This is a genomic window from Alteromonas sp. ABD4_190, assembly GCF_056160105.1.
In genome coordinates, this window is the sequence record NZ_JBSWWN010000001.1 from 2,353,484 (window position 1) to 2,380,272 (window position 26,789).

Genomic DNA, 26,789 nt, shown 5'->3' on the forward strand with positions numbered 1-26,789 from the left:
AATTAACGGTGTTTTTGAATTTAAGGCAGCACGCCAAAACCAAATACGCTGTCTCGCCCGGGAGTTCCCGCATCTAAAGCTAGCTTCTGCAGTTTCAGTAAAGCAGCGTTTCTTTCTTGCTTTGCACGCAAGAAGCATGCATACAAGGCGGTAGCGCGCGGTGAAGCCATAGAGGTGCCCGTTTGCCTCACCGTTTTTCCATTGGGGTGTGCAGCATCTACCGACACGCCAAACGCAGCAAAGTCAACGTAATCTCCTTGGTTCGCCCACCTGTAAATTGCATTAGATTTATCAACGGCCGTAATGCCCAATGTTTCAGGATAAGCCGCAGGGTACAAAGGTAAAGAGGCCGGCCCCTCGTTGCCCACCGCAGCTATTATTTGAATACCGTTATTATCTAATTGTTCTATTACCCGCGCTAAAATAGGGTTGTCGGGGCCTGCAAGGCTCATGTTGATGGCATCTACCTGTTGTGATGCAAGGTAGTTGAGGCCCTCAATTAGCGACATTAACGTAGCCCCTTGGCTAACGCTGTTTCGAGAATAAAAAACGCCAGCATTAAAAACTTGGCTTGATTCTGGTAGCGATGATGCTAATAAACTCGCTACAGCCGTGCCATGATCGTAAGAAATGGGGACGTCTCCCACTCGATCAGTCACCAGACTTTTTTTAGTTTCTTTGTTTGTTGGATTTGTAGCTGTGTTGGTGTTTTGGCCAACAATAAAAGAGGCTTGCGTAAGGTTTATGTGTGACAGCATGGGGTGAGTAGGCATAACATGCGTATCAACCATTCCAATACGCAGCGGTGTGGCACATGCTTCAAACTTTTGAAATGGTGATTCTTTTTTGGGGTCAGCTTCTGGTTTGTTTTCAGTCTTTGTTGCGTTGTTTTGCGATAAGTAAATATGGTTTCGGCCAATTTGAGACTGAAGCTTTTTCGGTAAACTGTTGCGAATAGACGACACCTCATCTTTATCACCTGTGACTTTTACTTTAAAAAGCCACTGAGAGAGAGCCGGTAAAAACTGGGCCTTTTTTATTTCAATGTTGTTATTTTGAAAATGTATGCTGTCTGCTTCTTCCCCTAAAAAAAGCCATTCATTTTCGACAGCAAGAAAACCATTTTCAACCATAACTTCATTGACAATTACTTGACCTGATGAAGATAGAATAGTGGCTGTTTCAGGGGCGACAAATTGAGGTGAAGGAATACTGTTAACTACGCTCGAAACCAACGTCGTTGCGCTGTCTACTCCCTCAATAGATGATTGCACCCGTCGTTTTGCTTCTTCGCGAATGGCTTTTAAGTCGGAAGGTGTTCTATCAATTATCGGGCGCACTGGAGACACAACTTGATTCAAAGTTCCAGCGAGTTGGGCCTGAGAGATTGATGCCATTAACAAGCTTGCTACCCCCACAATAAGTGCGTACTTCATTTTGCTACCTTTCCATTAACCTTGGTGCAGTTCGGCGCTAATAGAAGGAATGGCATAAATTGTGCCATGGTCCTTACTATGTATTACCACTGCCTTATATTGTAGTGACGAATAGATAGAAAAAAAATTCCAATGCAAAACGCTAGGTGCTCCACTTTAACGAAAAAAAGATGCAATACCGTGGAATAAAAATACTAGTGGCTCGTTAACAGAGCATAGATAACGGAAATCTTCACGAAGGTACATGAAAATGAAAGATGAGTTAACAGAACTCGTCCCGTCATTGCGAAAATTCGCATATTCATTGACGGGAAGCATACATGATGCTGATGATTTACTTCAAAACACGCTTGAGCGTTTACTAAGTAAACCTATCCCTGAGCAAGTGACGTTAATGGCATGGGCATTTAGAGTGTGTCGTAATTGCTGGATTGATGAATACAGAGCAAAGAAAGTACGGGCTAATGCCAGCGATGCCCTTGCTTACGAAGCACAGTCAGCAAATCAACTAAATATGGATGAGGCAGTGACACAATCAATAACCTTGAAACAGGTTTCCAGTGCAATGGACGAACTACCATGTGAGCAAAGGGAAACTCTTTCTTTAGTGGCGGTACAGGGAATGAGTTACGCCGATGCTTCTGAAGTTTTACAAGTGCCAGCAGGGACCATCATGAGCCGCCTAGCCAGAGCAAGAGTGAAGATATCAAACTTATTAAACGGGCAAAAAGAGGTGCTATCGTGATCTTAACTGACGAGAAACTCTCTGCGTTTTTAGATGGAGAGTTAAGCACAGCAGAGATGGACACAGTCCGTGAAGCGATAGTGCAAGATGCATCCATTTCTGACCGGCTCGCCGCACTGGCAGAAGTAGACAGAGTAGTAAAAGTAGCGGCAGAAAAGGCGACTGCAGTTGCGCTACCCAAAGAAATCGTGGCCCTTTTGAGTGATGAAAAACAGCTGAGCCAAGAAAGCGAAGTACAGGCCTCTGGCCAGAGCTTAGTTAGTGAAAGCTCGTCAAATCAAAGTTTTGCGGACAATGTTAAGCCGTTTCCAAAGAAGGTGGACGCAACTAATAGTGGGCTAGGTGTGCAAACAAAGTGGAAAGGACCTTTTGCAATAGCGGCGAGTGTAGCGGTATTAGCAGGCTTAGTATTTTTTAATCAACAAGGGGCTGAAACAGCACAACCTTCTCATTGGGCTAACGTATCGTCTGTGCTCGATGAAAATCTTTCGGGTGAAACTACTTCGTTCGTATCCGGCGTTGCGGTAACGCCACAGTTGTCTTTTTTAAACACTGAATTTAACTACTGCCGACAAGCTGAAGTTGCATCACAAGATGAACTAAGCGTAATGATAGCTTGTAAGGACAAGCAAGGCACATGGCAGCTCGCCGCTAGCAAATTGGATGAGGTAGGCGAAATAGTAGGTGAATATCAAACGGCTACTAGCGCCAAATCACTGGAAGATGAGTTAGATAAAATGATGGCATCGGCGCCATTAAACCGAGAGCAAGAAAAAAGCGCAATAGAAGCAACTTGGCTATCTGATAAGGCCAAAGGAGTAAATGATGAAAACTAAAATTTTGTTAGCACTTGCGGTAATTATTATGGCGGGTTGTGCGAGTCAACCTGACTACAGACAAGCTAAAAAGGGCGGCTTTGGCTATACTGAAAGCAAACTGAGTGACACACAATACCGTGTGCATTTTAAAGCTAAAGGAACAGATAAGGCCAAAGCTATGGACTATGCCATGCTGCGTGGCGCTGAGCTTACGCTTTTAGAAGGTTACGACTGGTTTGTTGTTACCGACCGCGAAACGCTAGTCGATAAACAGACGGTTCAAACTACACCTACCGCTGGGTTTAGCCAGCGTTACGCACGAGTTACCGATTGTGGTGTGCTTACATGCCGTACTTCTTATCACCCGACTACTCAATTCGAAACCGGTGTATTTGTGGGTGGTTCCCAGAAGAGTGAGATTGAGAGCATTCTAAACATTGAATTAGGTAAAGGCACGCGCCCTTCATCAGTGACCAGTTTTGATGCAAGGGAAGTACGTGAAAATCTTCAGCCGAATATAGAAGAATAATGTATTTCACCGGCCATTCCTTAAGTTCGGGTGGTAATAGGGTGAAATCGGTCTTCTAAAGTATCAGCGTTATGCATTTATAGGCTGAACAAACAAGAAGGGCCTCAACGTAAAGTTGCGGCCCTTCTTAATTTTGCATTAGCAAACGTTTACGCTTGCTAACAAGCACTCTCTCGTTTGAGCACTGAAGAAAACCGAAGCTATTAGTTGAAGTAAGCGTCTACTTCTTTTTCAGCCTCATCACGGGTTTTGCCGTACTCTTGCTGAATTTTTCCTACTAATTCTTCGCGGCGACCATCGATAACATCTAAGTCGTCATCGGTAAGTTTGCCCCATTTCTGCTGTACTTTACCTTTCATTTCTTTCCAATTACCTTCAATACGATCACTGTTCATAATTTGCTCTCCTTATCTAAACAATTGGTTGAAAACACTGGCACTAATATTCGCCAGCTATTTTACTTAGAGCAAATGATGTTCCATGGTTTATTTTGTTGAAAACGTTAGCTTTTATTGTGTTTTGTAAATGGTGATTTCAAGGCTTTTTATGCAGTTCTTACAAACGCTTGAAAACACTACAGGCTCATTGAAGCTGTGTCAGGCTAACGTTTTTGCAAAGGCTTCGCTGTCTTGCCGTTTTTCTATTTTATGCTGATCTTCGCTACGACCTTTTTTCCAGTAGCTACTAATGTAGATGTTATTATGCGCTACGGCTTTTTCATCTTTTAGCCATGTTCTGATAGTGCGCATATCCGAGAATTCGCACGCTACCCAAACTGCGGGTGTACCCTCTAGCCATTTAAGCTGAGTAAGGCGATTAGATAAGGTGTTTTCAAACTCCCATATCACCTCAATACCCTCAGGTTTTTTAAGCACCACTGCGTCTCTTTCGTCTTCAATACGGATCACGGCATAGCCTTTGGCATCAGAGGGAAGTGCCGCTAAGTGATTTCTAATACTAGGAAGAGCAGTCATATCGCCTGCTAGCAATATCCAGTCATAATGTTCGCTTAATCCTTTGCTAGAGCCTGGACCTGCCAATGTAATAACGTCACCAGGTTTAGTACTGGTTGCCCACGCTGAAGCAGGCCCTGTTTTTCCGTTATTTGCATGAATAACCATATCCAAAACCATTTCAGGTTTATCCGCATCAAAGTGAGTAACCGTATAAGTGCGCATTGCTACTTGGCCCATTTCTTCAGGTTTTTTAAGCGGGCTTCCGTTTTTATCGAACATAAGCTTTATATAAGCACCGGCGGCTACGGCAGGAAAAGTGCGAAGGTCTTCACCACCTAAAAAGACGCGCTGCATAGTGGGGGTTATACGAACAGATTGCGTAACAACCGCTTGGCGGGGTTGAGGTTTAGACATTGGCTTCTCCTTAAAAATGTACTTAGAATCTTATTTGATAATGATTCTTATTTCCATTCCTTAAGATGAAACGATAATGTTTATTAGATTCTATTTTTTAGATTGAATGCAGGGTATTGCGAAAACTGACTACGATTGTTAGGCCCTATTGTTTAACAAACACAGCGAAGTGCCGTTTTTAAAAGGTGCTAGTTTTGAAAATAGCAGGCAAAAGAAAAGGGGCTAAAAAGCCCCTTAAAAAACCACAACATAACTTGGAAAACACATTTACACACCATAAAGACGCACACTCAACGACTTCATGTATTAAGTAAGATAGCCTAATTCTCAAAAGGTTCCGTTTTTTTAAAAATAAATGGTAAAAAATAAATACCTTTGAAAAGCATCGATAAAACAACCGGTGCGCACCTTTGGTATTGGTTTTTAAATCTTACTCGTGGCGGCTGGCTCTTTGCAGCGCTATATAGACTACACAAGTGGTAAGGGCAATTAGCACTGACGCTACAGCGAAAGGCAAGGCAATGTTAACTTGGTATATCACTGCTGCGAGTGGTGGTCCTATAACATAGCCCATGGCGGTAGTGGCCGTAATTAACCCAGTAACAGTTGCTTGTTGAGAGGGCGTGCAATAGGTTGTTGCGGCTGCGGCTAATGATGGGTAGGCCATACCCATACCTAACCCCATTAATGACATGGCAATATAAAGCACAAACAATGAGTTTTGAAGGAACAGTAACAGGTAGGCCAATCCTAATAGAGGAAGTGCGAGCGTAATCATTGTTTCTTTACTTATGCGCCCTTTTTGTACCCAACCAAACTGTGCAGTAAGAGACGCTGCGGCACTGATCATCATTGCAAATCCTACTTGTCGTGCAGCTTCAACGGGCGTGTAATGATAAAAATCGATAAAAAAGAAACCTAGCGACTGCTGCATCATTGCCATAGCGCAGAACACGCAAATACACGCAGCAACAAACACATAAGGCACTTTGGTGGGAGCTTGGTGGTCTTCGCTTGTATGCACAGCTGTCTGTTGCTTAGATAAAGGGGGTAAAACTGGCAGCTTAAAATACACCAACGTCAGTGCTAACAAGGTTAATAAAACAATACTGTACAGCGGAGCTAATAAGCCAAACCCCACCAATAACCCCGCGTAAGCTGGACCGACAATTTGCCCGACATTGCTTGCGGAGGTCACTTTACTAATAGCACTTACCCTAGCCTGCGGCGAACTTATAGCCACAGCGTAACCCACGGCAGAGGGCGGCGTTGCAGACATTATGGTGGATTGTAAACTGCGACTTATTAATAACGCCAGAAACAAATTGGTGCCGCTAATTAAGCCCGAAAACCCTGCCATCCAAGCGCTAGCAAAGGCAAATGTGCCCAAGCTATAGCCAGTTAGCCCCACCATCAGAATTCGCTTAAACCCAGCGCGCTTTGCTACTTTGCTCCACACATTGGTGCCAAACGCGAAAATAAGCGCTGAACTCGACATAATTGTGGCTATGTGAAACTCAGACAGGTCAGCCTGGCGTCCCATAGAAGGTAGTGTGGTTAGCATGACGCTTTGACCAACAGATGTCGCTAGCAATGCACAGAAGAGCACTTTAAAAACAACAGTAGATGCGGATGGCGATAACACGCAGGTGGCTCTTTATCTATGCGGACTGGTATTATTTATATTATCACAGTAGAGGATAAAAAAATGCCCGCCAAAGGCGGGCCAAAATCAGAGGTATGTAAAGGCCGGGATGGGCCTTTGAGGGGAGAGGAATGTCGTCGGGTGACAACTCACTAATAATATCGACGACATTACCAGTGTCCTCACTATGGTCTCGCTGAAGCAACACACATGTACTTCAACGAATCCAAATAGGGTCAACAATCCCTTGCTGCACGAGACATCACTGTCAGTGCTTGCGATGTAGGCACTCAGAGCTTGTTTGCAATCCTTATGAAACAAGAGCCTTGCATCCTGCGAGTTTATCTAGGTTATCTATTACCTAACCTCATCATCGACCAGCAATTTCACGAATCTTCTTCAGTCATCCTTAAATTTCAAAAACTGATACATCCATTTATCCTTGGTAACCATTCCATATGCTTCCTATGTCGTTACCTTCAATCTTTGATATTTATGTAACTTGGCCTCTCCGTCGCTAAAGCCTTCCTAGCTACAAATTACGTTCTGAACTTATTCGTTAGTCTAATGTATGCGTGAACTGTGCCAAATATTAAGTCATTTTGAAATTTTATTTATAGTATTGAATTATAAGTATTTATTGTTTTTTGTAATTTTTGAATTGTTGTGTGAGCAGTCGAAAAATATAGGACTATGTAGATTTTTCTCAGTAGCGTGTAGCGTTTTACAAACAGGTTTTGAAGGAGGGATTAATTACTTATTGCACAGTTATAGCGAAGATATGTATTGCTTCAGAGTTTCGTTTAGCGCATAAAAATTAGCGAATTGTGATAATGTGGCGCTGAAATCAACCCAGGTTAAAAGAAAATGAGAAGGCTTTTATTGCTGGCATGGCTCAGCGCTTTTTTTGCACACCCTAATGCCGCTGCCAAATGGCATTATGGGGAAGATTATATCATGGGAACCAATATCGAGGTTCAAGTCTGGGCAGAGGAGGACAGTAAAGGTATAGCGGCGATTGAAAGCGTTTTTGATCAAATGAATGCAGTAGATCAGATGATGAGCCCTTATATCTCGTCAAGCCAACTTTATGCCGTAAACAATTATGCCGCTAGCAAACCTGTGGTAGTAGATGAAGCTCTTTTCAACGTTGTTGAAAAGGCACTAACATTCAGTGAATTGAGTGAGGGTGCGTTCGATATAACGTTTGCTAGCGTGGGGTTTATGTATGACTACAGATCGCGCACAAAACCATCGCAAGAAAAAATAAACGGTGCGCTCGACGCAGTAAATTATCGTCATATTGTTTTAGATAGTGCGTCGCGTTCGATCAGCTTCCTTCACCCTGATGTTAAAATTGACCTAGGCGGTATTGCTAAAGGATATGCGGTAGATATTTCTATTGATGCGCTTGCAAAAATGGGAATTGAGCATGCGCTTGTCACTGCCGGAGGTGATACGCGATTATTAGGTGATAGGCACGGTCGTCCATGGATTGTGGGTATCCGCGACCCAAGAAATGAAGACCGTCAGGCAGTTAAACTGCCTCTCGAAGGTATAGCTATATCAACGTCAGGTGATTACGAGCGCTTTTTTGAAGAGGGAGGCGAGCGATATCATCATATCTTGTCGCCCAAGACAGGTGAATCGGCTTATGAAGTGCAGTCGGTTTCTATTATCGGCCCCTCTAGCCTTACCAACGATGCATTGTCTACTACCGTATTTGTAATGGGCGTACATGCGGGAATTTCACTGATTAATACGTTGCCTGATTACGAAGCGATTGTGTTAGACAGTTCGCGCAAGCTGCATTATTCAAGCGGGCTAACGCAATGAAAAAACAGAAAGCACAGTGCTAACGCTTGCGCTGTGCTTTTCTATGATTTCTCTTAGCTTAATTTCAGATTGTACCGCTTACTATCGGTTCAAAAGCGGTGAGGCTATCCATTAGTGTAGTGTTCCCTAAGCCATGTCCGGGGAATAATTGAGCAAATTGCCCTTGCTCGCCGTGTAACGCCAGATAATTTAGTATCACGGTCTCAACTAGCAAGTTTACGTTGTTCGCTGCTGGCGTTGAGGCAGTTTCTACCGACCCGTCATTACGCATGTAGCCAAGCTGTTGGTGCTGCGCTTGTGTATCGGCATTAGCGCCAATTAACTGCGGTGCACCACCTGGATTATAAACAAGGAAGAATGAGGCGGATGTGGATGAATTATCTCCTGTCCATACCCCTTTCCCGCGCCCATTTTCGGAATCGTCGACCATGCCATTACTGAATACCGAACCATCGCTGCAAACGTACATCATTAATGGCGTGCCCAAGCGTGCGGCGTATTCTAAACATGCACCCATGCAACGTCCTGCTCGCCGGTCTCGCACTTCGCCGGTTGCTCGGCTTCCATCGTGATAGTCGTAACCGCCCATGGTAATCGTTCCGGCACCCGCGAATCCATTCATAACTAGTTTCATAACCGATGCGGTTTTTCTAAATTCACCATCACCGTTAAACTCTTCTTCACTGAAGATACCCGATTCACCCACTATATTAGGATCTAACTCTGGGCTGAGTGTAGTCGGGTCGCCAAAGCGATCGGTGATATCTGCGCTTTTAACATAACCGCAGCGAACCATGTCTTTTATCACATCATCAGCGGTAATTTGTGTATTAACCTTATTTAGCTTCATGTCGCTAATACGCTGAATAGACTCCATAACCGCAACGGAATCTTCTTGACTGAGCAAGCCAACTAGATCGCCGGTATCAACAAGCCCTGTAACGTCTGCAGGTCTATCTATCTTGGTTGGACGTACGGCAGCATCTATCATTGCTGCAGGGGCCATAGAATTGCCACCGGAATCGCTATTGCGAGAGCCTATTAGCGTTAATAACGAGCCGTCTGCTCCCGCACGGTTTATGCCGTACATCGGATTGTGAGGATTGTTGCCTGTGTCATTTTCTGAGCGAGCAGGAATAACTGCTCCGTTGATATTCGCACGGTTGGTTATGCTGACTTTGTCTAAAATACCGTGTAAAAAAGCGCTGTCGCTGTGAAATGCTAAGCCCAATTCAGTATTAACAAAATCGGAAAGCCCCGTATCTGGGTTGGCTATTGAAGGCACCATGTCTCCAGGCAACCCCTGTCGGCTGTAACCCGAAGTGCTCAAGAAATCTAACTGTCCGCCACGTCCGCCAACAAGCACGTTTGACCCCGCAATATTTGCGCCTCCTGCTAGGTCAAAAGTTATGAAAGGAATCTTGCCCGCCCCCTGAGATGCAATGCCACAACTGGCTTTCAGTGCTTCTAAATCTGGAGATAGCGCGGCATGGGCTTTATTGGGGTTAGCAAACAAACTTAAAACCGAGCCACCCGCTACAGTAGCTGCACCTGTGCAAAAGCCTTGTGCTATGAATTCTCGTCTTGTCATGGGCTTGCCGTGATCAAGATGATACAAGGGCGCATCTGCGCTGGCGGCCTGTTTAGGACGTTTTTTGAAAAAATGAGATGTTAATTTAGCCATGTTCCTTGTCCTACTGTATCAACATTGTGGCACTGCCTAGCACGGCGGCACAACTCGCTTTTGCTACGGTTCTTGTATATTGCGCGTTACAATTAGTACCCGAACCACATAGAGTAAGGCGATCGACAAGTTGGTTTACTTCGCCGCGCACCAAGTCGCTGTCTGCTTGCGATTCAATGTTGTCTTGCAACATATGACTAATGATGGGATTCAGTACGTTATCACGCGCCGCCCCATTAAACGCTGTATTGGCTGGCTGACTGAAATCAAAATCCGGGAAGTACGCATTTCGTAAGCTGTCTGTTTCAATCAAGGTATCACAATAGCGGATAGCTAATTGTGTTACAGCCATTTGATTTGAAGCTAAAAAGCTTGTTATGTCAGTTACCGACGGCAACTGTTGCTTTAGTTGAACAAATGTATTGTTTACCGTCGGAGTGTTCATAGGCACCGTTGTCAACACTGACATAGTCGCATTGATTTGTGCAAAGTGTTTTGTACCTATGTCAGACTGAGGAATAAGGTCTGATTGCTCTGCCGGTGCCGGAGGGGTTGCAGCTACCCTTACATTTCGATTGCTGCCAAGAACTTCAAAAGTTAAGAAGAACTCATCTAACTCTGGCCCTTTTTCTAGGGGAATGATTGTACCCTGTCGTGACAGAGGAGCACCGCTTTGGGCACTATAAGTTGTATTACTGATTTGAGTGTTTAGAGTAGAGAACACTTGGCCTGCAAACGATTCTTTACCGTTGATGCCTATTCGCAACCCTTCTACAGCAATATCGGGAATTGCTACGGTGTTATCAAGAGAGATGAAAAACGGTTCTGCAAAAAGGTAACTGAAAGAGTCAAATTGACTTACCTCAAAGACAATATAGCTTTCTGGTACATCAATCAGGTCGCTTACTCCAAATAAAAGGTAATATTGTTGACCGACGCCAGCGTTGAAGTTCTTAATTATTTCGTCATCAGACAAGGTTCGGTTGTGGATGGCAACCATTCGTATGGTACCTGACCACTCGTCTTCACCAGACACCTCGCTGCCAAGCACAAACGCAAAGCTGTCGTCCCAATCGAGTAAGTTGCCTCCTTCAATTGAATCGACATCACCCGTATATTCGCCGTTAACATATATGCGGCGGCGATTATTGGCGTCATAGTTGACCACTACATGTTGAAGTGCGGCTTGCAATACTTCAGCCGCGTCATCAGTTGAAAGCGCAGGTTCACCATTAATGTCTGTGTTTGCTGAGCGCAACAACATGTCGTAGTTATAAAGTGTTTGGCCTAACGTGAAGTTACGTCTGTCTCGTCCGCCAGAGTAGCTTACAATTTTAGCCGGACCTTCTTGTGTAACATTAGCGGGGGCAACCCACGCTTCAATAGCAAATTCGCCGCTGCCCAAAATAAGATCATACAACTTTTTACTATTTGTTGTACTTCCTTGGGCTTTACCCCCACTCAACTGAATACCGTAGCCTCCAACCCAATTGTAGGTACCAGATAAAGTTAAATCTAGCGCTGGATCTACGCCTGATGTGTCAAAAGCTGTGTTACCAGAGCCAGCTTTAAACTCCCATTTAGCAATGGTATTTTGTTCATAGCGCCCCCCTCCACTTGCAAGCGTACCTTCGAATAAGGAGAGGGCATTAGAGGTGATCAAGCTTGGGTCTAGCTCTGTCAGCTCAATTCCATTAGCCATGCTTTCAATCGCCTCACTCAGAGCGTTTCCATCCGACTCACAATCGCTCCAGCAATTGTGGAACTCGTCGCGAAGGCGAACGACAAAACGAGAGTTCGCGGGTGTATCTAGGTTCATTCTATCTTTTGCTGCTTCATAAGCTTCATTGATATCGCTTGACGAAAAGTAGGGTGAGATAGGGATCGTAGCACTATTGGTGTGGCAACTAGCGCAATAAGTTTGCAGCATTGGATAGACAGTAGATTCAAATAGCGCGGGGCTTTCTGGAAAGTTTTTTGTGGAGCCCGGAGTTTTAATTGGAGGCGCCTGTAACTCAATTTCCGTCGCTTGGTTTAGTTGCTCTGAAGCACTCGCCCAGTCGGTTATCCAAGTGGTCATGATATCTGCACAAGCACTGTCACTGGTGAGCCAGCAATTGTGTCCACCGGCCACTTTAGTCACTAATCTAGATTCACTCGGCTGGCTTAAGTCTACCAAGATACCCGTATCGGCATAAGCAAGGTTAATATCGTCATTACGAGCAAATGTGGGAGATTGCGCTCCTTGTGTGTGGCAAGCGCCACACCGCTCTGCTGTCGCCATATTATCCCACAATGCTTGCTTGAAATTAGCAACGTCGTCAGTGCTTGGTGCTGGGCCAGAATAATTGACCACAGGCTGCTCAGTAGGAGGCGGTAGTGGAGTAGGTTCAACAACGGTATCATTACCTCCACAAGCTGTAAGGAGTGCACCAAAGACAATAATAGCTACGTTGCGAGACATGATTTTTTTAGGTGTATATTGGGGCATCTTACTCTCCCTTACAGTAGTTTGCTGCGTCGGCAAACACTGACTTCATTTGATACCCTGATGCGGCAAAGCGAGCTTGCATGTTCGTTATTTGCTCGCGATCTTCGCTGTCTTGTGGCTCGCGAAGGCATACTTCTTTGAACACTTTCTTCACTTGGCATTGTGCGAATTGCTGACTGTTTGCTAACTCTCGTCCCATAGATTTAGCGCCTTGACCAGAACCTGATAGCGCAGAAGACCACCCAAGATTAAAATTCACGCCTTCTCGCCAGTAGTTGTCCCAACTATCGTCTTCAGTGACGAAACCATGTACAAAGTTATTACCGTTGATCAAGTACTTTTCTTGCACACGCGTACCAGTCACAGGGTCTACAGTGCTGCTGTCGTTATATTCAATTGCACCGCGCTCGCCCTCGGGATCACTGTTAGCATCATAGCGGTAGTTGTAGTAGGCAAATGCTTGAGCTAAAGGGTCCATACCAGAATGGCAACTTACGCAATTATTGTGGAATAACCTGCTGTCTCCACCTGGGCTTCTACTTACGTCTTGTCTAATTCTGTCAGGTGGTCGGGTGATGTCGGCAACACCTTCAAGGTCAGTACACATGTGGTTCATCAAAGTGAAGCGAAACATGGCTCGATTAGTGCCGTCTTTAAAAAACGCTTTAGCCGCCGCTCGAGTTGTCATGATGCCGGCTGTAGCTTCACTTGGCAGGCCTGTAACAGCAGATTGTGTAGTTTGAACAAGATTCGTTTTTAGATCGATTACCTCGTCTTCCATAGCAAGGTAGTGGCTATTGTTATTATTGCTATATGCTGGCAATGAGAGGGTATTACTGCCAATGTACAAGATATCTGCGGTTAAGATTTCTCTAAAATCAACATCGTCTCTCACTATACCTATTACGGTAGCAATGTAGTCGTTGAGTGGTTCAAACTTATCGAAAGCTTCATTTGTCCAAGGCGCGACCCAAGTCTTCAACGTGGCGTTGTAAAAAGCAGGATGTTCCATAGCAAGATACGCTGCGCCATCAACATCACCGTTTTCTATCAGCAATTGCATTTCTGCAAGCGTAGCTGGCGAGGCAGGAACGCCAGCCAATCTTTCATGCATGCGCATGGCCTGTTCTCGCGCGCCAGCGTATGCGTTAGCAGCAAGAGTAATTGAAAAGGTAAATAGTGAAAGAGCCTTTATCGCTATCTTGAGCGTTTTTCGATATTCACCGCGCTTAATTTTTTGTGAACTAGTTGCTTCGTGCACTTTTTATTGTCCTAATTTTCACAATTATGCGCTATGAAACCAACCAGTTGCATATGTGTAAAGTGTTAATTCTTTTTTTACGTTTGAATTCTAATAACTAATAGCCAATTTTTTTAACATCGTAGTTACTAAAAAACACGTGAAATAAGGCATTCTGGTCAGTCCAGTATTCGCCAATAGCAGCGTTTAGACGCTGTGAATTTTTTCGTTGCCTAGGACGAAAAGCACAATTGGTACGTGGAATGGTATGGAAAAATATCCTTTTTTATACTTTTTCAGCTTGAGTCATTTCGCAGTTAATGGAATGATGGAGCAACATTTACAAATGTCAGTGGTATGTAAATGGCCACCCAATGTTTATCCAGTAAAAATGCCTAAGCATATCGCTTTACCATTTAAAAATGAGTATTGGTTGTTTCCTCACTGATAAATAAAATGTTTTAGGAAAGGTATTTTCAGTTAGAGGTTCAGGGACCATGAAACTTTTACTAAGCCAAAAAAACGCGAGTTATTTGGCTATGCACAGCGTGTGCGTGTTAATTGCATTGTTGCTTGTTGGTTGTGGTGAATCTGTTGTTTCTCAAAGCAATGAAGAGCCTGATCCTGTCGTTGTCGATATTCCAATCGCGTTTATAAAGCGAACGCTTCCTGTTGACGACGCTGGAAATCAAATTGATATCGATCTTCGAACTCCTACTCAATTCATCCCAGGTGCCGCACTTTTTATCAAAAACAGGGCCGCGGTAAGCAGTGAAGAAATCAATATCACTGACCGGGTTTTTCTAGAAACTGACTCTGACGAACAAGGCTCTGAAGACTTCGTTACGCTACAATACGATGTCAAAGATTTAGAAGCTTCTTACGATGGCACTCGTTTGCTTTTCGCCATGCGAGCTCCGGAAATTGAAGACGCTGATGACGATGAACAACCAACGTGGAATATTTGGGAATATAACTTACTAAGCGATTCGCTACGAAGAGTTATCGCCTCAGATATTGTTGCTGAAGCAGGAGAAGATACGAGCCCAGTCTATCTACCTGATGGCCGTATTGTTTTTAGTTCTACTCGTCAGCGTACTAATCAAGCGATTTTGATTGACGAGGGTAAAGCCCAATACTCAGGTTTAGAAGAAAGCCTTCAAGTCGCTGCGTCTGTGCTTCATGTTATGGACGCTAATGGTACCGATATAACGCAGATTTCATTCAATCAAAGTCATGACCTCGATCCTCTAGTGCTCCCAAATGGCAAAGTGCTTTTCACCCGATGGGACCAAGCAGCAGGTGATAAGGGTATGCATTTGTATCAAATGAACCCAGATGGTAGTCAATTAGAGGTTGTCTATGGTCGACACAGTCATGATTTCGAAGGCAGCAACCAACATTTTACCAAAAGCCGAATAACACCTGATGGGCAAGTCATTGTGGCTGTAAGTGAATATCAACGCACTCGGTTAGGTGGGAATTTCTTTCAACTAAATACTAGCGACTTCATTGATCGAGATACGCCTGTAGCGGCAAACTACGGTGCTGCAGGGCCCGGGCAAATTCCAGCGCTCTTTGACACGATTGATACACAGTCTCAGCTTTCCCTTGGCGGCTACGTATCGTCTCTATACCCGTTATTTGATGGCAGTGGAAGGCAGCTTTTTACTTGGAGTCAATGCCGAGTTTTGGCACCAGAAAGCGATGAGCAAAGTAGCGACGAGCGTAAAATAGTTCCCTGCACTGAAGAACTTCTCACAGAAGAAAATGTAGAAGCTGCCCCTGAACTTTATGGGTTGTGGATGTACGATCCCGTTACTAATACGCAGCAAGTGATTGCACCGCCACAGGAGGGCATTGCGTACACCGAGGTGGTGTCTATGGAGCAGCGCGGATTTCCCCAAGACTATGAGCAGGCTGAAAATTATAGTAGTGAACTTGCAGAGCAAGGCTTAGGAAGGATTCATATTCGAAGTGTTTACGATTTCTCGGGCGAAGATGTTACACCTTTGGGGATCACTGATATGGCCAACCCAGCGTTAACATCGCCGCAGCAGAGACCTATTCGCTTCGTGCGTGTTGTAAAAAGTGTATCCATTCCTGATGACGACATTATAGAGGTTGAGCGCAGCGATTTTGGGCCATCTCGAAATTTGCTAATGCGCGAGATTTTAGGCTACGAAATGGTTGAACCGGACGGTTCTGTCATGCTTGATTTGCCGGCAAACGTACCACTGTCATTCAGCTTTTTAAACCAAGACGGCATGCGAGTTTCGCCTAGACACAACAACTGGATTCAACTGGTACCCGGCGAGGTGAAAACTTGTAATGGATGCCACACAAGCGACAGTGAATTACCCCATGGTAGATTAGACGCTGAATATCCATCAATAAATTTGGGTGCGCCAAATACTGGTGGCCCTCACCCTGGTGCAAACCCCGCACTATTTGCTGATTTAGGCGAAACAATGGCAGAGACTAGGGCGCGTATAAAAGGTGACGTTTTCCCAAGCGCTGACATTATGTATGAAGATATTTGGACTGACCCCGCAACAAATGAAGTGGCCGAATCTTTTTCATACGCATATGGTGATATGACCACAGCAATTCCTATTTCTCAGAGTTGTGCCCAAGCTTGGACTAGCTTGTGCCGGATTGTGATCAACTATCCTGACCACATTCAGCCACTATTCGAACTCCCTCGAACCACGTTTGATTCCCAAGGAATGTTAGTAAGTGATCACACTTGCGTAAGCTGCCATTCACCAAGCGATGCCGATGGAATGACACAAGTTCCTGCTGCTCAGCTAGACTTAACAAATCAGCCTTCACTGGATAACGCAGACCAATTAACGGGCTTTCGTGAACTGTTGTTTAATGATGCCGAAGTAGAAGTGGTAGAGGGTGTTTTGCTTGATAAACTGGTACAGGCAGTAGACGGTAACGGTAATCCAATTTTCGAAACCGATGAAGACGGTGAACTTATCTTGGATGCCGAGGGAAACCCTATTCCGGTGTTAACAACAATTACTGTTCGTGCATCAGCGCGTGGAGGGAACGCGGCAGCTAGCACAGTTTTCTTTTCTCAATTCACTAGTGGCTCACACGCAGGTTGGCTAAGTAAGGCTGAATTGCGCCTTATCGCCGAATGGCTCGACGTAGGTGCGCAGTACTATAACAACCCTTTCGACACGCCTCAGGACTAAGCAATGAACAGAGTATCGCTATTGATTTGTTTTGTGCTTTTGATAGTTAGTGCGAGTAACTTAAACAAAGCCTACGCTGCGGACGAGATTGAAGTAAAAGTAGTTGAGCAATATGCAGATATGCATACAGGACCTGCCTCTGAATTTCCGGTTTTCCATGTTATTAAAAAGGGCGAGGTTATCTCCGTTCTGAAGTCACACACTGGCTGGTACAAAGTCCGAACCGCCAATGACAAACTAGGATGGATAGCAAAAAGAGCACTGGCGGCCACTCTTGGCCTTGATAATAGTGAAATACAACTACCAGAACGCACTTTCTCTAGCTATGCCGAACGTACTTGGGAGTTTGGTTTACATGGTGGGAAGTTAGAAGACGTTAGCGCCATGATGATAAGCGCGGCGTGGGTACTCACCGATAACATAGCTGTAGAAGTAAGCGCTGGGCAAGCGTTAGGCAATTTTTCAGATAACAGGTTATGGTTGGTGCGCCTTCAGCATTACACATTCCCCGAATGGGAGTTTTCTCCTTATTTCACTTTAGGCGCAGGGCAAATACGCACTGAACCTAGCGCAACCTTGGTGCAAAGCGGAGCAGAGTCGAGAACTAATGATCTGTTAGAGGTTGGGGCTGGTGCAAGGTATTACCTTACTAAAAATTTTGTCGTTAGAGCTGAATATAAGCGGTTGACGGCGCTAACTGAACGCGATGACTTAGAGGAGTTAAATCAATGGACATTAGGCCTTTCTGTGTTCTTTTAGGTGGTGCAGCTGCGCTAATAATGAGTGTAGGTGCATACGCACAGCAAACCCCTGTGATCGAACCAGATTTAGATCGTCGCGAAATACGTGAAGCCGACATTGATAGCGAAAATATAGAAATTGGCTTGTTTGCTGGTCAAGTGAGTATTGAGGACTTTTCTTCCTCAGCCGTTGTTGGCGTATCTCTTGGTTATCACATCACTGAAAATATTTTTGCTGAGGCAAGCTATGCGCAAGCGGATGCCGGAGAAACTAGCTTCGAAGTATTGTCAGGTGGTGCGCCTTTTTTAACCGACGATGAGCGAGAGTATCGCTACTACGACTTATCTGTTGGATATAACGCCAATGGCGAGCTTTTCATCACCGATAACACCGTATTTAACACGGACCTTTACTTCACATTAGGTGGAGGAAATACAGATTTCGGTGGTGAAAGTCAGTTTACTGTGAGCGTTGGAGCAGGTTATCGCGTGTTACTTACCGATTTTTTTGCCATTCGTTTAGATGTGCGCGATCGCATTTTTAACAGCGAACTGATAGGCGAAGAGAAAAATACCCATAACATTCAGTACACCCTTGGTGCGACGTTCTTTTTTTGAGTAAGACCCTATGAAAGTTAAAAATTTAGATCCTATAACTAGCCTCGTTGCGAGTGTTTTTATTCTACTCAGTACTGCCTTACTAGTATGTACAGATGCTCATGCCGCAACTAAAAATACCCCAGCATCAGACTTTACTCTTAAAGGGCGGGATGGTGCCAATCATCGCTTGAGTGAAGAAGTAGGTAACATTGTTATCGTTAATTTTTGGGCATCATGGTGTGGACCTTGTCGAGAAGAATTGCCTGCGTTTGAGTCGCTTTACCAAGAGTATGCCGATTTAGGCGTGACGATATACGGGGTAAATGTGGATGATGACCCTGAAAAAGCCAATGTATTGTTGAAAGATATTGATGTGAGCTTCCCTGTATTATTCGACACCAATGGTGATGTGAGTAAGCTCTACGATGTTTCTGCCATGCCAACTACTGTCATGGTTGACCGTGATGGCAATACTCGATTAATTCATAAGGGATATAAGTCGGGTGATGAAAAGCGTTATGAACAAGCCATTAAAGCGTTGTTAAGGGAATAACAATGAAAACAAAACTTAAGCTAAGCATGCTTCTTTCGATGTGTGTTATCGCTACATCTGGCTGTGTAAGCACAATGGAAGAGATTGCTAATATTGAACCTTGGGTAAAACCCTATGAGCGCAGTAACCTCGCCGACCCTATTATGAGTATGAATCGTAACCCTGTTGCAACGGCTTACACCAAACATGTTTTTGAGGCCAGAGAGGGAGCTAGAGGCGCAGACGGCGGTGCAGGAGGTGGCTGTGGGTGCAACTAAGCGTTGGTTAGCTTTAATTTCAATTATATTTAGCTACAGTGCCGTTGCGGCTGTATTGCCACAAGACCGTTCGGATGTCATGTATCACAGTTACTCCGGAGATGGTGTGTCGATAGATGGGCCTTCCGTTTTGCTGCGCAAAAAAATTGGTAATAAGGTATCAGTTTCAGCAAATTATTATGTTGATGCAATATCGGGGGCTTCCATTGACGTGCGCGCTCAAGCGAGTAAATACCAAGAAGAGCGCACCGAGACGACCATTGGTGCTGACTTTCTTCACAATAAAACATTGATGAATGTAAGTTACACCAATTCAAGCGAAAACGATTTTGAAGCCAACTCGTATCACCTTAGCTTCAGTCAAGACTTTTTCGGAGACTTAACCACACTCGCTCTAAGTTACTCTAGAGGAGATGATGAAATTCGTCGTGTTGGAGATGAAAGCTTTTTAGAAGAAGCGGCGCGACAAAAGTTCGGCGTGGGTCTTACGCAAGTTGTTACTAAGAATATGATTGTGGGCTTTAACGCTGAAAACGTATCCGATGAAGGTTATCTAAACAATCCCTACCGCGCCATTCGTTATCTAGATCAAGATAGCGCTCGAGGCTTTTCGTTTATAACGGAAGTTTATCCAAAAACGCGAGTCAGTAATGCATTCTCTATTAATGCAAATTACTACTTGCCCTATCGCGCAAGTATTTATGGCGACCTGCGCTATTACACAGATACATGGGGCATTAAAGCAACCAATGCAAAGCTGGGGTATATACACACGTTTGGCAAAGCGTGGATTTTAGATGCTCACATTCGCTTTTATCAGCAAGATAAAGCGAACTTCTACCAAGACATTTTCAATCGGGCTGACGAATTTACTTTTATGGCCCGAGATAAAGAACTGTCGACTTATTCTGGTGTATCTGGCGGTATTGGGGTTACTTACGAGTGGCAGTTTTCATCAGAAGCACTCATAGAAAAAAGCGCGTTTAACTTTGAATATGACTATATGCAGTTTAATTACGATGACTTTCGTGACGCGACGGCTGGAGGCCCTGCCGGAGAAGAGGCGCTTTTCAGCTTCTCTGCAAACGTGATCCGCGCTTATGTATCTATATGGTATTAGGAAAACAACAATGACAATTTACCATGCAGTAAAAAATTTCTATCTATTTTCGTTTGTATCCGCGGCAGTTCGAAGTGTGGTGTGCACGATTGTGGTTATAGCCTCTTTGAATAATTTAGCTATTGCAGAAGAACAAGCGTTAGAAGTGCCTATAGCAGAACAAATTGAAGACCTCAAAAAAGCCTTGATTGGCCTAAATCGAGATCTATTTATTCTTGAAGAAGATTTGCTTTTTCCGTCAAGTACGCAAGTTGCAGTCTATCTGGCGTTAGATGTGGGTACCTATTTCGGGCTCGATTCAGTTGAACTCTTGATAGATGATGAGCTTGCTACGCATTATTTGTATACCGAGCGACAAGTTAATGCGTTAGAACGCGGTGGTGTACAGCGCCTGTATTTAGGTAACTTAAGTCAAGGCAAGCACCAGCTGACGGCATTTTTTGTTGGTATCGGGCCTGAAGATAGACCCTATAAACGAGCCGTTTCGTTGACGTTTGATAAAAGTGAAGATCCACAAGCGATTGAACTAAAAATCTCCGATTCCACTTCTAAGCATCAGCCTGAATTTACGGCAAGTGTGCTGTAGGACACGGTTACATGAAGCTATATAGCCCTAGATTATTGCTGGCTGCGCTTATTGTGTTTATGCCTCAGGAGGCTCTGAGTGTCGTAGACAACGGAATGACGAGTCAAGATATAAAAATACAACGCCAGCGCTTGAATGATGTGCATTTTGGCGAAGCCGTATATTCACTTTATGTTGACGACCCTCTGACAACCTTGGGACGAATGGCAGTTGCAAAACAAAAGGGGCTAGAGGAAGCACAGCTACAAAAAATCACGCTGTTAGAAGGCGGTGTGCAGTTAGGCTATGGCATGCCCAAGTTAGCCCAAGAGAACCTTTCCGCACAAGCCAATTCGTTACTGGAAAATAATCGCCCGTTAGCGTGGTATTGGTTAGCACGATTGAGTTTTTCTCACCAAAGGGTGAATGAGGGGCTGAAAGCACATACCGCTTTTTCCAATGCTGTAAACGCTATGGATGCTGACATATATGACTTAATCACGCCAGCACAGTGGTTTGAATTGAACTACGAAGCAGCGCAAGGTGTGCTTGCCATGGGCGGTAGTGATATTGCTACTTATGTTGATGCTCTACCTCAAGGCCACATTACGCGACACTACTTACAATACAATCGCGCGATAGATGCGTATTTTAAGGACAATGTGTTGGAAGCTCATCATATTCTTGAGGAGTTAAAGCTAGCTCTAGGTGAGAATAGTGGTTCCGCAGTTGATAATAGCGGCTGGATGTCTTGGTTTAGCTGGTGGCACGACAATATTGATGACGGTGTCGAGGAAAGTGAAACTCGAGCTTTACTCAACCAAGTGCTGCTAGCCGAAGGGCAAATGTTGTTAGACTTAGAGCGACAAGAGGAAGCACTTCGCGCATTTGATAAGATAAATACGCGAGCTTTGGTATCGGGTACTGATCCAAGCGGAGACCGTTCCGCTAATATTCAGCATACATTTGCCGAGAATGGGCAAGCGCTGCTTAGAGACGAAGCGCTATTGCATTATGGCTGGGGACTAGCTCAAAGTAACGATTGGCCGCTTGCTCTTGGTGTTTGGGATTTCCTTTCTAAGCAAGAAACTAACTTGTTTACTCTTCAAGCAATCCACGCACTTGCATATGGCTACGCGCAAAAAGGGGGAGAAGTACAAGCCTACGACACCCTCAATCAATTGGTAAACAAATTAGAAATCGCTATTAGCCAACTTGATGACTTAACCTTAAAAATATCCACCGATGGCTATTGGAAGGCTGTTGCGAAAGGGGCAAAAGTGATAAGCAAGGAAATAGAGGCCAATGGTGAGGAAGCGCCTTTAAAAGCGGTTAGTTGGGATACATTGTGGCCATTGTCTCAACATGATTTGTTGGCTGAAATTATCGTAAATCAAGCCAGTGGTGAACAAGACAAGCTTGAGCAGCTGCTTGAACTTTACAACATTGAACACGAGTTAAGGTTACAGCTAGCAGACGCTGCGATTTACTCGAATTTATTAGAGGAACGCGATAAGACTCACGCCTTACGTTCGCACAATGCCAGTTCCAGTGATATTGAAGGCCGTTTAAATTCGCTTGCTTTCACTTACCAAGAACTCACCGTTCGTGTAGACCAAACAGGTCAATTAAAAACAAAAGACGATAGCGAGTGGCTGAATGCTTTGCTTACCTTTGCCACCGCTGAGCAGCACGAATGGTATACCAGACTCGAACGCAGCGAAGCGCGCTTGTTAAGATTGACGCAAGAGCGCAGCATGCGCCCCAGTTACAGTGCCCGTCTGGCGAGATTAAAAGGGGCTTTGATTTGGCAATTAGCGGAACAGTATCAAAAAGTGCGTTGGCAAAGTCAGCGTGCGCTAGAGGAAGTCGGTGAGTTGTTGAATCAGGCTGTTGAAGCACAGATTAACTTTGACGCGCTTCTTAATAAACCGAGTTTAACCGAAGCCCAACGTGAGAGAGTCTCTTCAGTCCAGAGGCGAATAGAAGAACACTTGTACTCAACGCGCAGTCTTATTGCATCGTTAGAAAACTCCCTAACATTGACTGCTCAAATGGTTATTACAGAAAGAAGGGCATATCTGACACAGCAACGCGCACAAAGTAAGTTAGCCATGTTGCAGTTAAGAGATATGAACATTAAAACACCCTCGCCCTCTAGCCGTTCAAACAAATCGGGGGGAGAGTGATGAATCTTGGTTGTAGTTTGAGCAACTTTAGCTTGTTTCCTGCTAAAAAATATTGGACTAGTGCACTTTTATTATTTCTTTGTGGGTGCTCTTTTACATTTAATGAACAGCAAGAGGATGCGGAAAAAAGAACAGAAAGTGCATTACTTGCAGAGTTACCTATTCAACCCATTGAAGTGACGCCAACCAAGCTTCAGCCACTTGGCTTGAGTGAAATTCGCAATGGTTATGCCCAACTGGTTAATAGGCTTGACGATGAGGGCCTGGCTCGTCAGTTAGATCTCAGGCTAGCTGATGTCGAGATGTTACTAGCCGAAGAAAAGCAATCGACCGGAGATGTGCTTAACAACACGGCTGTGTACACCGAAGCGATAAAAGCGTATGAAAAGGTCCTTGCCAATTATCCTGATGACCCGTCAAAAGAAGCGATGATGTACCAACTATCTCGAGCATACGATTTAAATGCACAGGGAGAGCAAAGCGTAGAAATGTTGGGGGAGCTATTAGAAACATTTCCTGAATCATCTCACGCGCCTGAAGCTTGGTTTAGGCTAGGGGAAGCTTTTTATAGTGAAGGAAATTACAGTGGAGCGGCAGTAGTCTATGACCAAGTCATTAAATACGGTAAAGACAACCCGTTTTACGGGATGTCATCTTACATGCAAGGGTGGGCTTACTATAATTTAGAAGACTATGATGCAGCCCTAGTCGCCTTCGATAATATGCTTTCTGCAAGTTTCCTTTATCTTGAAATTGAAAAAATTGAAAAAGCGAAATCATCAGATTTAGCTTTACTTTCAAAAGGGCAGCAGAAATTAGTTAAAGATAGTTTAAGGCTTATGGCCTCACTGTTTTCGTATCGCGGTAATGGTAAAGCCGTTGTGGCTTTTTATGAAAATAAAGACGAAGCGACCTATCGACACTTGGTTTTTGATGAGTTGGCTCAGCAGCATCTTGATAACGACAGGTTTATTGACGCCAGTGAAGCGTATTTAGCATTTGCTACTGCTTACCCCATGCATAGAGAAGCGGTTCCTTTCTACGTTAAACACATTGACGCGTTTATCTTAGGGGGTTTCCCTAGCGAGGTGGTAAGGGCTAAAGCGGGCTTCATTGACGCTTTTGGCAAGGAGCAAGGGGTACTTGATGAGCTATGTTCGGTATGTAGAGAGAGGGCGAAGCTTTATTTGTATGATTATTTACAAGAGCTTGCACAAACAGAGCATAGTTTAGCTCAACAGTTGTCTCAATCACAAAGACGAAAATTGTTACCTGAGGCCTTGCGTAATCTAGATGATGCGTCGTTAGATAGACAAGCAGATATCGCGTATGGCAGAGCAGCAAGGTTTTACACTGAATTTATCACCACATTTCCTCATGATGATTTACGACCTGAGATGGAGTTTAACTTAGCCGAAAGTTACTTTGAATCAGAACAATTTAGTAAAGCAATTCTTCATTACGAACAATTTGCCTATGAGTATCCTTCCCACGCTTTGGCTGGTGACGGAGCGTACACAGCCCTGTTGTCATACGTGAAAATGTTATCGTCTTCTACCTACACAAGCAGTGATAAAAAGCGTGAGTTGCTAGAACAGCAACGAGAGAGTCAAATACGGTTTATTAATACTTTCGAACTTGACTCAAGAGCAGTAAAAGTGACTCAAACCGTGATGCAAGCTTATTTTGAAGAAGGCAGATTTGAGGAAGCGCTCAAATTCAGTCAATGGTTGCTGTCTCCTCCAGAAGCTCAGCATGCGTCGGTTACGTTAGAAATAAAACATTCAGCGGAACTCGTAGAGGCACACGCTTTGTTTGGGCTGTCGCGTTTTAAATCATCGGAGCTGGCCTATGCGAACCTATTGCAGCGAATGACCAAGCAAGATACAGGTTTTGACGCACTTACTCGAAATTATGCAATAAGCATGTATAGACAGGCAGAAAATGCTGTAGAAAGTGGAGATCTTGCGTTAGCTATTTCTCACTTAGAGCGAATAATAGCGAAAACCCCGGACGTAGACGTTCGTGTGAACGTACAGTATGACGCGGCGAATTATTTAATTGCTGAGTCACGCTTTGAAGAAGCTCAAGTGCTTTTAGATGATTTTGCCACTCGCTTTGCCGGTCACGAACTTGCCGACTCAATTGATGAGAAAAGACTCTATGTTTATGAAGAAACCAGGCAATGGAAGCGCGCGGCTGACATGTTGCAAGCTATTTGGAAACAAAATAAACAAAGCGAAACAGGGCGAGAGGCATTATATCAATCAGCAGTTTATTACGAGAAAGCCGGAAACCGTGCTTCCTCTCTGCCTGCTTATCGCGCGTATGCTCATAACTATCCAGAGCCCTTCGAATTAGCTACAGAAGCGCGGTTTACTATGAGTCAGTTTTATCTTGAAAGTAAAGAGAGCGGTAAACGACGCTATTGGTTAGATAAGCTTATCAAGTCACATGATAGCGCAGGAGATAAGGCTACACTGCGCTCTAAAACACTCGCCGCAATGGCCGCAATGGTATTTGCTGATGATGCAAAATATGTTTTTGAACAACAGAAACTCACTCAACCTTTAAAGAAAAGCCTCGCTGAAAAGCGCAGCACCCTTGTCAAAGCGGTAGATGCACATAATAAGGTTCTTGCTTACGGAGTTCGTGATTACGCTACTATTGCCAATCATCAGCTTGGTGGCTTGTATCGAACGCTTGCAAGAGATTTGATGAGTTCAGAGCGCCCCTCTGAGCTCAATGCATTGGAATTAGAACAATACGACTTATTGCTAGAAGAGCAAGCATATCCCTTCGAAGAGCAAGCAATTCAGGTATATGAAATCAACGCTAAAAGAAGTTGGGATGGTATTTATGACAAGTGGGTGGAAGAGAGCTTCAATGCACTGGCAGAGCTTTACCCAAATCGCTATCGGAAAAACGAAATACGTGAGGAGATAAACATTGAAACCTTCTAACCGTATTTCAACTTTGAAAGTATGGCTATTTAGCACGCTAATTGCGCTGGCTTTAACTGGATGTAGCAGCTTATCTTTACCTATTTTTTCAAATGAACAAAGCGATCAAGTTGCGGAAGATAAAAATGCGAGTGGTTCTGAAAATTTATCAAAGGAAGATACGCTAAAAGAAAGCAAGCCCCAAGATGCCCTCACTAGTTTACAGCAAGAAGCGCTTGCATTAAGGCAGCACACTAATCGTTACAAGTTGACGAAACTTACGCTTTTTGCAGAACATCAAGCAAAGCTTGATGGTGCCTTGTTGTTATACCAACAAGGTAATCATGAAGAGGCCAAAGTGCTGATTGAAGCACTTTTTGAAGATTTAAAAGCGTCTAATACTGCTGACGTTCCTTCATCAATTTACGTGTTGCGTGGTGATATAGCTATACAACTTGCTCAGCTCAAAGATGCAGGTTTGTATTATGAGTTGGCGCGAAAGCAAAATGAAAATAATTACTTAGCGTTGAATCGACTAGGCGTAATGGCCAGAGAAGAAGGTCAGTTTACTAAAGCAGAGCGTTTTTATTTAGAGGCTATTGATGCGTGGCCTGGGAATCCAGTCACCTATTACAATTTGGGCATCTTGTACGATTTGTATATGGGTAAAAAAGAGAAGGCGCTTAGAAATTACGAAAAGTATGCAGCATTAGTTAACAACCCCTTAATTGGTGAGGTTGACAAGAAAGCGTCGAAAGAAATAGCAAGATGGATAGCCGATTTAAGACGCCAGTTGCCCGCAATTGACGAGGAAAGCTGA

At 44.2% G+C, this 26,789-nt stretch carries 21 protein-coding genes; 14 read left to right on the top strand and 7 right to left on the bottom strand.

Going from position 1 to position 26,789, the window contains the following annotated elements:
• Window positions 1-20 precede the first annotated feature (20 nt).
• Window positions 21-1,436 carry a S8 family serine peptidase gene (locus ACXAFM_RS10410; RefSeq protein ID WP_474834460.1) on the bottom strand — a complete coding sequence of 472 codons (1,416 nt, stop codon included), beginning with the start codon at window positions 1,434-1,436 and terminating at the stop codon, window positions 21-23.
• A 250-nt stretch (window positions 1,437-1,686) separates the two neighbouring features.
• Between ACXAFM_RS10410 and ACXAFM_RS10415 the strand changes: the two genes are divergently transcribed.
• The 3 genes from ACXAFM_RS10415 to ACXAFM_RS10425 are packed head-to-tail and all read left to right on the top strand — an operon-like array spanning window position 1,687 to window position 3,528.
• On the top strand, window positions 1,687-2,181 hold the full coding sequence (locus ACXAFM_RS10415; protein WP_474834462.1) for an RNA polymerase sigma factor: 495 nt from the start codon (window positions 1,687-1,689) through the stop codon (window positions 2,179-2,181).
• The gene (locus tag ACXAFM_RS10420) at window positions 2,178-3,017 is read left to right on the top strand and encodes an anti-sigma factor (protein WP_474834464.1); all 840 of its coding nucleotides are present in this window, start codon (window positions 2,178-2,180) and stop codon (window positions 3,015-3,017) included. Before ACXAFM_RS10415 ends, ACXAFM_RS10420 begins: the two co-directional genes overlap by 4 nt.
• Window positions 3,007-3,528, top strand: coding sequence for a CC0125/CC1285 family lipoprotein (locus ACXAFM_RS10425; protein ID WP_474834466.1), 522 nt, complete (start codon window positions 3,007-3,009; stop codon window positions 3,526-3,528). The genes ACXAFM_RS10420 and ACXAFM_RS10425 overlap by 11 nt, the downstream gene beginning before the upstream one ends.
• Before the next feature lie 203 nt (window positions 3,529-3,731).
• On the opposite strand, the gene ACXAFM_RS10430 is transcribed toward ACXAFM_RS10425, so the two are convergent.
• The 3 genes from ACXAFM_RS10430 to ACXAFM_RS10440 all read right to left on the bottom strand — a co-directional run bounded on the left by ACXAFM_RS10430 (window position 3,732) and on the right by ACXAFM_RS10440 (window position 6,492).
• A complete protein-coding gene (locus ACXAFM_RS10430) occupies window positions 3,732-3,923 on the bottom strand; it encodes a CsbD family protein (RefSeq protein ID WP_071816347.1) in 192 nt (63 codons plus the stop codon).
• A 201-nt stretch (window positions 3,924-4,124) separates the two neighbouring features.
• A complete protein-coding gene (locus tag ACXAFM_RS10435; RefSeq protein ID WP_474834468.1) occupies window positions 4,125-4,898 on the bottom strand; it encodes a siderophore-interacting protein in 774 nt (257 codons plus the stop codon).
• Between the two features lie 430 nt (window positions 4,899-5,328).
• Window positions 5,329-6,492 carry an MFS transporter gene (locus ACXAFM_RS10440; protein WP_474835554.1) on the bottom strand — a complete coding sequence of 388 codons (1,164 nt, stop codon included), beginning with the start codon at window positions 6,490-6,492 and terminating at the stop codon, window positions 5,329-5,331.
• A gap of 918 nt (window positions 6,493-7,410) precedes the next feature.
• On the opposite strand from ACXAFM_RS10440, the gene ACXAFM_RS10445 reads away from it, so the two are divergent.
• Window positions 7,411-8,379, top strand: a complete 969-nt coding sequence (locus ACXAFM_RS10445; protein ID WP_474834470.1) for an FAD:protein FMN transferase — start codon at window positions 7,411-7,413, stop codon at window positions 8,377-8,379.
• Between the two features lie 64 nt (window positions 8,380-8,443).
• On the opposite strand, the gene ACXAFM_RS10450 is transcribed toward ACXAFM_RS10445, so the two are convergent.
• The 3 genes from ACXAFM_RS10450 to ACXAFM_RS10460 are packed head-to-tail and all read right to left on the bottom strand — an operon-like array spanning window position 8,444 to window position 13,815.
• Window positions 8,444-10,063, bottom strand: a complete 1,620-nt coding sequence (locus tag ACXAFM_RS10450; RefSeq protein ID WP_474834471.1) for a hypothetical protein — start codon at window positions 10,061-10,063, stop codon at window positions 8,444-8,446.
• Window positions 10,064-10,073: 10 nt separating this feature from the next.
• On the bottom strand, window positions 10,074-12,554 hold the full coding sequence (locus ACXAFM_RS10455; RefSeq protein WP_474834473.1) for a LamG domain-containing protein: 2,481 nt from the start codon (window positions 12,552-12,554) through the stop codon (window positions 10,074-10,076).
• A 1-nt stretch (window position 12,555) separates the two neighbouring features.
• On the bottom strand, window positions 12,556-13,815 hold the full coding sequence (locus ACXAFM_RS10460) for a hypothetical protein (RefSeq protein ID WP_474834475.1): 1,260 nt from the start codon (window positions 13,813-13,815) through the stop codon (window positions 12,556-12,558).
• 476 nt (window positions 13,816-14,291) lie between these two features.
• Here ACXAFM_RS10460 and ACXAFM_RS10465 point away from each other — a divergent pair, with 476 nt between their 5' ends.
• From ACXAFM_RS10465 to ACXAFM_RS10510, 10 genes are read left to right on the top strand one after another with little or no spacing between them, the layout of a single operon-like run.
• Window positions 14,292-17,003 carry an HzsA-related protein gene (locus ACXAFM_RS10465; RefSeq protein WP_474834477.1) on the top strand — a complete coding sequence of 904 codons (2,712 nt, stop codon included), beginning with the start codon at window positions 14,292-14,294 and terminating at the stop codon, window positions 17,001-17,003.
• 3 nt (window positions 17,004-17,006) lie between these two features.
• Entirely contained in the window at window positions 17,007-17,762 is a 756-nt protein-coding gene (locus ACXAFM_RS10470; RefSeq protein ID WP_474829253.1) for an SH3 domain-containing protein, read from the top strand.
• On the top strand, window positions 17,732-18,361 hold the full coding sequence (locus ACXAFM_RS10475; RefSeq protein ID WP_474834479.1) for an outer membrane beta-barrel domain-containing protein: 630 nt from the start codon (window positions 17,732-17,734) through the stop codon (window positions 18,359-18,361). The genes ACXAFM_RS10470 and ACXAFM_RS10475 overlap by 31 nt, the downstream gene beginning before the upstream one ends.
• 10 nt (window positions 18,362-18,371) lie before the next feature.
• Window positions 18,372-18,896 carry a TlpA family protein disulfide reductase gene (locus ACXAFM_RS10480; RefSeq protein ID WP_474829256.1) on the top strand — a complete coding sequence of 175 codons (525 nt, stop codon included), beginning with the start codon at window positions 18,372-18,374 and terminating at the stop codon, window positions 18,894-18,896.
• A 2-nt stretch (window positions 18,897-18,898) separates the two neighbouring features.
• Window positions 18,899-19,153, top strand: coding sequence for a DUF4266 domain-containing protein (locus tag ACXAFM_RS10485; RefSeq protein ID WP_474834481.1), 255 nt, complete (start codon window positions 18,899-18,901; stop codon window positions 19,151-19,153).
• On the top strand, window positions 19,140-20,273 hold the full coding sequence (locus ACXAFM_RS10490) for a DUF3570 domain-containing protein (RefSeq protein ID WP_474829259.1): 1,134 nt from the start codon (window positions 19,140-19,142) through the stop codon (window positions 20,271-20,273). The genes ACXAFM_RS10485 and ACXAFM_RS10490 overlap by 14 nt, the downstream gene beginning before the upstream one ends.
• A gap of 10 nt (window positions 20,274-20,283) precedes the next feature.
• Complete coding sequence (locus tag ACXAFM_RS10495; protein ID WP_474829261.1) at window positions 20,284-20,859, top strand: hypothetical protein; 576 nt, start codon at window positions 20,284-20,286, stop codon at window positions 20,857-20,859.
• Between the two features lie 11 nt (window positions 20,860-20,870).
• Window positions 20,871-23,027: a hypothetical protein gene (locus ACXAFM_RS10500; RefSeq protein ID WP_474834482.1), complete on the top strand. Its 2,157-nt coding sequence runs from the start codon at window positions 20,871-20,873 to the stop codon at window positions 23,025-23,027.
• The gene (locus ACXAFM_RS10505; RefSeq protein ID WP_474834483.1) at window positions 23,027-25,990 is read left to right on the top strand and encodes a tetratricopeptide repeat protein; all 2,964 of its coding nucleotides are present in this window, start codon (window positions 23,027-23,029) and stop codon (window positions 25,988-25,990) included. The genes ACXAFM_RS10500 and ACXAFM_RS10505 overlap by 1 nt, the downstream gene beginning before the upstream one ends.
• Entirely contained in the window at window positions 25,977-26,789 is an 813-nt protein-coding gene (locus ACXAFM_RS10510; protein WP_474829265.1) for a tetratricopeptide repeat protein, read from the top strand. Before ACXAFM_RS10505 ends, ACXAFM_RS10510 begins: the two co-directional genes overlap by 14 nt.

What these genes read in the sequence shown, in the direction of transcription:
- ACXAFM_RS10485 (WP_474834481.1), top strand. Translation starts at nt 18,899, where the DNA reads ATGAAAACAAAACTTAAGCTAAGCATGCTTCTTTCGATGTGTGTTATC.
- ACXAFM_RS10495 (WP_474829261.1), top strand. Translation starts at nt 20,284, where the DNA reads ATGACAATTTACCATGCAGTAAAAAATTTCTATCTATTTTCGTTTGTA.
- ACXAFM_RS10450 (WP_474834471.1), bottom strand. Translation starts at nt 10,063, where the DNA reads ATGGCTAAATTAACATCTCATTTTTTCAAAAAACGTCCTAAACAGGCC.
- ACXAFM_RS10470 (WP_474829253.1), top strand. Translation starts at nt 17,007, where the DNA reads ATGAACAGAGTATCGCTATTGATTTGTTTTGTGCTTTTGATAGTTAGT.
- ACXAFM_RS10455 (WP_474834473.1), bottom strand. Translation starts at nt 12,554, where the DNA reads ATGCCCCAATATACACCTAAAAAAATCATGTCTCGCAACGTAGCTATT.
- ACXAFM_RS10500 (WP_474834482.1), top strand. Translation starts at nt 20,871, where the DNA reads ATGAAGCTATATAGCCCTAGATTATTGCTGGCTGCGCTTATTGTGTTT.
- ACXAFM_RS10425 (WP_474834466.1), top strand. Translation starts at nt 3,007, where the DNA reads ATGAAAACTAAAATTTTGTTAGCACTTGCGGTAATTATTATGGCGGGT.
- ACXAFM_RS10415 (WP_474834462.1), top strand. Translation starts at nt 1,687, where the DNA reads ATGAAAGATGAGTTAACAGAACTCGTCCCGTCATTGCGAAAATTCGCA.
- ACXAFM_RS10480 (WP_474829256.1), top strand. Translation starts at nt 18,372, where the DNA reads ATGAAAGTTAAAAATTTAGATCCTATAACTAGCCTCGTTGCGAGTGTT.
- ACXAFM_RS10430 (WP_071816347.1), bottom strand. Translation starts at nt 3,923, where the DNA reads ATGAACAGTGATCGTATTGAAGGTAATTGGAAAGAAATGAAAGGTAAA.
- ACXAFM_RS10505 (WP_474834483.1), top strand. Translation starts at nt 23,027, where the DNA reads ATGAATCTTGGTTGTAGTTTGAGCAACTTTAGCTTGTTTCCTGCTAAA.
- ACXAFM_RS10445 (WP_474834470.1), top strand. Translation starts at nt 7,411, where the DNA reads ATGAGAAGGCTTTTATTGCTGGCATGGCTCAGCGCTTTTTTTGCACAC.
- ACXAFM_RS10410 (WP_474834460.1), bottom strand. Translation starts at nt 1,436, where the DNA reads ATGAAGTACGCACTTATTGTGGGGGTAGCAAGCTTGTTAATGGCATCA.
- ACXAFM_RS10475 (WP_474834479.1), top strand. Translation starts at nt 17,732, where the DNA reads ATGGACATTAGGCCTTTCTGTGTTCTTTTAGGTGGTGCAGCTGCGCTA.
- ACXAFM_RS10465 (WP_474834477.1), top strand. Translation starts at nt 14,292, where the DNA reads ATGAAACTTTTACTAAGCCAAAAAAACGCGAGTTATTTGGCTATGCAC.
- ACXAFM_RS10435 (WP_474834468.1), bottom strand. Translation starts at nt 4,898, where the DNA reads ATGTCTAAACCTCAACCCCGCCAAGCGGTTGTTACGCAATCTGTTCGT.